Below are 6,771 nucleotides of genomic sequence, written 5' to 3'. Positions count from 1 at the left end.
GCATCTAATCTTTTATTTGCCCCGGCATCTAGTAATTTAAAATTACTGGTTTTCAACCTTATTTTTGCATCTTGAATTATTTCACTTGCAAACTTCAGCTTACTACTATGTTTAAATATCTGTTTCTCTTCTTCAGGCTTAAGCTTTTCATTCTTAATAAAGCAATCACATTGTTCTTGGGCTGCTAGTTCGTTAAATAGTTGTCCTCTTAGTTCTGTGTTAATTTCTGCCGGATAAATAGTGGCTATTTTCTTTTATTTTTGGTAATTCGTTAAAACTTGTAGTAAACCATTCTATTACTTCAGGATTTTTACTTTTCTTATATTCTTGAGTGATATGGTCGGTTATTTTGTGTAGGATGGTGTTTGCCTTTGTGTGTAAATCTTCATCAAATTGGAATGCTTCAATTTTAGTTAAGTAAATTATTTTTAATAATTCATTAAATTGTTTATGACCTCCTTTATTAACTAATATTACTTTTAATATTTCAATTAAATTCCAAACAGCTTCATACTTAGCATATCTGTCAACATAAGGGTCACTGAGTATATCTTTGAACACTTTAAATGCTTCTTCTGCCGGTTTTACCTTTCCTAATTCAACTAAACTTAAAGCAGGCTCGGATTTAATAATATAGTCAGAATTACTAAATAGATTTTTCAGTATTTTAGATGCGTCATGTGATATATTGGGGTTTATTTGTATTATCCAACCTAGGATTTTGGCAATTGTGAATTCAATATAATTACTAGGGTTATTAAGTAGTGTATTCAATATTTTTAATGTCTCTTGGGCTAAACTAGGATTTATACGTACTGTTTCAGTTAAGCTCCAAATAACTACAATTTTGACTTCGTTGCTGGAATCGTTTAATACTTCTTTCAATATACTAAATATTGCTAATGTTAAACTTGGTACAAATAATTAAATCTAAGCTTAAAACAGCCGTAGCCTTGTATTTAGAGCTTCTTGTTAATGCATTACACTTAGCATTTCAGTTAAGCTTGATATAAAATTGCATTATTAGGGTTACCAAATAGTTATTCTGATTTTAAACATTGCACAGTATCAAATTTGACATAATTAGCATTATGGATTAGTGTTTTCAATATGTTCAATGCTTCTTTTACTAAACTAGGCTTTGCTTTTACTATTTCAACTAAAACTGAAACTGCCTCGAACTTGAAATTTTCTATAGGATCATTAAATAATTCTTGCAGTGCATTAAATGCCTTGAGTGCTATACTAGGTGTTGTATTTACTATCTTAACTAAGCTTTTAGTAACTAAGTATTAGTTGTATAATTTTTTTACCTGATTTAATATTTTTATATCTAAATTAGGCATAATATTAATTATTTCAATCAATATTATATTTACATATTCATTTAATACCTTTTTATTTAATAACGGTATTATTTTTTTAAGCTTTCCTGTAATACTGTCTTATCTATCGTCTCATCTAATATTTGGGCTAATTTTTGTAGTACTAATTTTTGTAATTGTTCATCTTTAATTTCTAATAGGCTTGTTAACTTCTTATAAATTTTTGTTTTACTGCCCAATTCATTTCTATTTGCTAATCCTGTGATGATTCCTATAACTGTTTTAAATTCTTGAGGGGCAGGTTTTTTGTTTTGTAATTTTTCATTTACTGTTTTAACAATCGCTTCCGATAAATAACCACTGTCTATTATATGTTGTTCCCAACCCGTAATATCTTTTAGCACAACTTCATCTATTAAATTTTGTATTTGTTTTAAATTCGGTATTCTACTATCAAATTTCCTGTTAATTTTGCTTTGAGCTAATAAATGCATTAAGAGTATAATCTTTCTTTCAATCCCTAACTCTAATATCCTATCAACATTACATGTTACAGCTTCCCAAAATATTTCTGTTAACTCTTGTTTGTTATCATTACTAACTATTCCAGCTAGAATCTTCAGAGTCATTAGATATTTCGGTTCGTTTCTATGCTTACCTATAAAGCTCGCTGCTTTGTGTTTTGTATTATTATCTGTTAACTGATTTTTTAAATAACATGCAGCTAAAAATTCTTGAATAGTTAAGTGAATAAATTGATAATTACTTCCTTCTCTTTTTAATCATCCTTGTTCTATAACTTCATCTATATAATTAGCTTCAGTTTTATTTTTATATTTATTTTGGGTTTTTTCTAGATGCCTATCATTAAGCCAGTTTATTATTTCACTATATAAACGACTTATATTAAAATCTTCATCGCTGTTTTTGTGAAACTGATCCCTTATATCTTGATTACTCCAAACCAAACATATTAATACAGTATTGATAGGAACTTTACATATTTCTTTTATTTGACTATGAGTATCCAAAAAGCTTTTTAATTGCACTCCTAGCTCTTTATCATACTCAAAATTTTTATGTACATATTGCTCTATTCCCTCACTACCCCAGCCTGTATTGTCTACTTTCCGCGCAAACCTGTTACGCATTTCTTCTACAATCGCATTAGGTCTAGAACTCATTATTACGTTTTTATATTCTAATATTTTATCTATTAACTTTTTAAATTCATCTCGAGTATTTAGATGTGCTACTTCGTCATACCCGTCAAGTAATAACAACATCTTATCTTTATTTTGGATATCCATTATTTCCTTAACACTTAAGGTCCTTTCACTACTTGCCTAGACAATAATGGATAAAACAATTAAGCTTACTTTGAGATAAATTATTAATATCAAAATACCCACTATAACCGTCTTTCCAACTTTCATTTAATAATTCTTTTAACCTAACTCTAAAAACATAATCAAACTTATCGCTCCATAACTCCCCTTTTCCCCATTTATAAGATATATAATGCATTAACGTGGTTTTACCTATTCCTGCACTACCGAGTTTTTATTAGGTAGATTTCTGCGAAGTATCTCAAACTTATGTTCTTCATTTAGTGACTTAACTATATTATCAATTTTTTCTTCTTGAACTTGATAATTTTTATTAAACAGCTCTCTTATCTTTCTGTATCTATGGTTTTAAAAATATTCTCTATTTCTATCGATCTCTTTTCTCCAACAACTTTATCGCGTAATGCTGCTTTAGCTGCTTCATCATCTTCACTCAATAATATCTGTAATTTTACGTAATATTCCTAAAGACTGAGCTTTGATTTTCATATCTTCTATTAGCTTTGGTAAAGTATCGTGAGAGCTATATAAGGTTCTTAACTTGTCAGTTGATGATTTTGAAGTAGAAGGCTTCATATTTTTACTTAATGGTAGAAAGTATATTTTTATTAGAAAACCTAATTAGATTAAAACAATTAGTAGGTGTGAGTTTAAGAATTTAATTTTATTAAAGCAATTTAAAATTGATTAACCAAAATAATTTATTTTTTTATTTATTGCAACTATTAATTATTAATGTATAAGAAATTATACACTCAACAAAATTAGCACTTATAGTTATGAAATATAAAAATATGAAACGAACATCTAAAATATTAGCCATAGGAATTTTAATAACCGGTAATAATATATTTGCACAGGATACGAAGTCTGCTAAAGAATAAGAACAAAGAAGGATTATTAGAACTAAGCTGTAGAGGGCTTTAGCAACTATAGGGTTTTCAAATGCACTACGTACAATCTCATCATGTTTAGGCTTTTTTTGTATAATATAATTTTACGAAGAAAATAATTTTAATTAGAGGTAGTATTAAAGTTCAATATTATATATAAGGTTGTTGATAAAAAATGATTTATTCACTAATATCTATATTTCCATAAATAATACTAGTTTTATATGCTACTGCTACTTCCTGAAATAACTTTGACTTTAATAGCACTTTTAGGGCAGTTTTTTGCCATAATGATCCCAAATAAAAATAGAATTATTTCTAATATCATTATTTTACTATGCATATTATCAATGTTTCTTACCTTTAAGTACTCAAGTTATGAAGGAGTATGGTACTCATTTGCTACCGGAATAAATATCGGTATTAGTAAAAGCATAGTGCTACTATTCACTATTATCTCCATGATTATATACCGTGATTACTCTATTCTTGTTGCTGAGGAATTAAAGTTTGAATTTATTACTTTAATGTTATTATCGATCGTAGGTATTTTTGTTGCAATTTCATCACAGAATTTTCTATTATTATTCTGCGGTATGGAGCTTACTGCTTTAACTTCATATGCACTTGCAGGATTCAAATTAAATGATATGAAATCATCGGAAGGTGCTTTAAAATATTTTATCTTAGGTAGTTTAGTTAGTTGTTTATCATTATTCGGTATTTCTTTTATATACGGATTCGGCGGAAGCCTACAATTTGAGGATATCTTATATAAACTAAATGATAATTCCGGAATGAATCTTGGTTTAATAATCGGTATTGTACTATTTTTAAGTAGTATTTTCTTTAAACTCTCAAGTGTTCCACTCCATTTTTGGGTCCCTGACGTATATGAAGGATCACCGATTACTTCGGTTACTTATTTCACCGCTGCCTCAAAAATAGGTATGGTTATTGTTTTATTAAACATCAGCAAATTAATTATAGGTAATTACTACCCTATTAATTATAATTTAATAAAGATAATTGCTATATTATCTATGCTGTTTGGAGCTTTTGGAGCCATTCGTCAAACTTCTCTAAAAAGATTAATGGCTTATAGTACTATTTTAAATATCGGTTATGTATTAATCAGCGTTCTTCTGCATAATCAAGAAGGATATAAAGCAGCTCTACTATATATTCTAATATATGCGGTAGGGAGTATAGGATTTTTTACTTGCTTAATTATACTGCTCGGTAAAGACGCCGATAAAGCTAGTTTTAAAACTATACAAGGAATTGCAGAGCATCATAAAACTATAGCTGCCGTAATTAGCATAGTTATGTTTTCAATGATTGGAATCCCTCCTCTTACAGGATTTTTCGGTAAATATTACCTTTTTTACCAAGCAATTAATCAAGAAGAATTTGCATTAGCTTATTGTGGTATTTTTACCAGCGTAGTTGCTGCGTTTTATTATCTTAAAGTAGTAAAAGCCATGTATTTTTCTAAAAAAATTGAGATAATTAAGCTGCCGATGCAATATGGGCTTTTACTTATTAATTACTTAGTTGTAGGCTTCTTGTTGCTTGGTTCATTTATTATCTCGTTTTAGCCGGTGTAGACTTTTTATTAACAACACTAGCTGCAGTAGTTTGAGTAGGCTTCATAACCTTTTCTTTTAGATTCTTTATATGTTTTAGATTTTCTTCATCTAATTTTAATAAATCTTGGTCTTTTTGTTTAGCTTTTTTAGCTAGACCTAATTGACTTGGAGTAACACTAACAATATCATCCGTTCCAACTTCTTTCTTAAATTTTTCTAGAGCATCTACATATTCTCTGTTTGCATGTATATTTGTCTTTACCGATTTTTGTTTTGGTTCTTTCTTTATTTTATCAGAAGAACCAGCTAAATTTCTTTCATCTTTAATATCTTCATCTAAACTTTTTATTGTCTTTATTAAATGTTTTTTCGCACTATCTCTAATACCAAGTATTTCTAAAATTCTTGCAAAATTAGTAGTAATTTTATTTCTTAATTTAAGTTTTTGTCCTCCTTTTTTTCTTTCTTTATAATTAAGAATTTTCGCAAAATAATCAGGATACTCTTTCATTAATGTTTTTAACCCTTGCTCTTTCACTTCGTAATAAGGAAAACTATATTTTTTAGAAATTAAACTATTTACTTTAATTTCTAAGCCGTATTCCTTTAAGGATTCTTGCCTTTTTTTCATTGTATCTATTAAACTAGCCTTAATTTCTTCAGGCGTTATTTCTTTAGATTGTTTATTATTAAATTGCTTTGGCATCGCGTGTTTTGCAAATTCTGCAATTGCTTCATTACTATAATATTTAGTTAATGCATCAAAACTTTTATCAATAGTTTTGCTTAAATCAATTTTAGAAACTGCAAGTAAGCTATCGGCAAAATTAGGATTTTTTGTTCTTAAATTAGAAGGAAATTCTATAAAATGGTTAGTGGGACCGAATCCAGGCAAATGTTTGGCTCTTGAATGCGGATATATATTATTTGTTAAATTATCAAAACTACCAGCAAAATCAATTCTTACTAATTTAGGTAAAGTTTTTGGATTTTTTTGATCTCTGATAACCCCTATATTTCCAACATGTATATCAAAATCGCCGATCAATAAACTTGCCGGCATAATGTTTTCAAAGTTCTGATACTTAATTTCCTTAAAAGCATTTTCTAAGGTTCTAAATAATTTATTTCTAGCCCCCATAAAAAGTGGTCTACCGCCGTCCTTTCTAAACCAAGAACTCGGTTGAGTTTTAGCAGACATATGTTTATCCATGTCCACATACATATCGCTACTATAATTCTCAAGAAATTCAGATTTGACATATATTTGCGAATCAACGGCTTTAGATTTATTAAAATCATCAGGAGCAATTAAATTAACCTTTGCTCCATTTCCAGGACTTATAGCTTCAAAAATTTGAGATCCTAAAAACTCGGCTATATTTTTTGAGCTTGAAGCCTCTTTTTTTATCATCGCCGTAATTTTACCGTCTAAGCTTTGATATACTCCGCCATGCTCTCCTACCTCATTAGCTCCGCCTCCTTTAGGCCTTAAAAAATTCCAACCTTTAAATACTGATTTCTTATTTTGCGTCATCTTCGCCTCTTTATAATGATTTACATCAAATTGATAATATTGATATAATCATAAAACATATTATTTATTTTATAT

8 protein-coding genes are annotated in these 6,771 nt (G+C 28.6%); 2 read left to right on the top strand and 6 right to left on the bottom strand.

The genetic code is table 11. The annotated features are described in order from the left end of the window. Positions 1–219: 219 nt before the first annotated feature. Complete coding sequence (locus O6R16_RS06005; protein ID WP_499680420.1) at positions 220–885, bottom strand: hypothetical protein; 666 nt, start codon at positions 883–885, stop codon at positions 220–222. Between the two features lie 225 nt (positions 886–1,110). On the opposite strand from O6R16_RS06005, the gene O6R16_RS06000 reads away from it, so the two are divergent. Beyond that, positions 1,111–1,296: a hypothetical protein gene (locus tag O6R16_RS06000; RefSeq protein WP_499680419.1), complete on the top strand. Its 186-nt coding sequence runs from the start codon at positions 1,111–1,113 to the stop codon at positions 1,294–1,296. A gap of 118 nt (positions 1,297–1,414) precedes the next feature. On the opposite strand, the gene O6R16_RS05995 is transcribed toward O6R16_RS06000, so the two are convergent. From O6R16_RS05995 to O6R16_RS05980, 4 genes are all read right to left on the bottom strand, one after another. Then, a complete protein-coding gene (locus O6R16_RS05995) occupies positions 1,415–1,954 on the bottom strand; it encodes a hypothetical protein (RefSeq protein WP_499680418.1) in 540 nt (179 codons plus the stop codon). Between the two features lie 153 nt (positions 1,955–2,107). Beyond that, positions 2,108–2,635 carry an NACHT domain-containing protein gene (locus O6R16_RS05990; protein ID WP_499680417.1) on the bottom strand — a complete coding sequence of 176 codons (528 nt, stop codon included), beginning with the start codon at positions 2,633–2,635 and terminating at the stop codon, positions 2,108–2,110. A 28-nt stretch (positions 2,636–2,663) separates the two neighbouring features. Beyond that, positions 2,664–2,852 carry a hypothetical protein gene (locus tag O6R16_RS05985; RefSeq protein ID WP_499680416.1) on the bottom strand — a complete coding sequence of 63 codons (189 nt, stop codon included), beginning with the start codon at positions 2,850–2,852 and terminating at the stop codon, positions 2,664–2,666. Between the two features lie 251 nt (positions 2,853–3,103). Continuing rightward, positions 3,104–3,250 (bottom strand): NTPase, encoded by a 147-nt coding sequence (locus O6R16_RS05980; protein WP_499680415.1) that lies wholly within the window; start codon positions 3,248–3,250, stop codon positions 3,104–3,106. A gap of 541 nt (positions 3,251–3,791) precedes the next feature. Here O6R16_RS05980 and nuoN point away from each other — a divergent pair. Then, entirely contained in the window at positions 3,792–5,168 is a 1,377-nt protein-coding gene (nuoN, locus tag O6R16_RS05975; protein WP_499680414.1) for an NADH-quinone oxidoreductase subunit NuoN, read from the top strand. On the opposite strand, the gene O6R16_RS05970 is transcribed toward nuoN, so the two are convergent. Then, complete coding sequence (locus O6R16_RS05970; protein ID WP_499680413.1) at positions 5,155–6,696, bottom strand: hypothetical protein; 1,542 nt, start codon at positions 6,694–6,696, stop codon at positions 5,155–5,157. The two genes, nuoN and O6R16_RS05970, sit on opposite strands and share 14 nt — an antisense overlap. Positions 6,697–6,771: the final 75 nt, after the last annotated feature.

Source organism: Candidatus Rickettsia tasmaniensis (assembly GCF_036857515.1).
Taxonomy (GTDB): domain Bacteria; phylum Pseudomonadota; class Alphaproteobacteria; order Rickettsiales; family Rickettsiaceae; genus Rickettsia; species Rickettsia rickettsii.
Note: the sequence above shows the minus strand (reverse complement) of the source record. Positions and strands in the feature narration are given on the sequence as shown.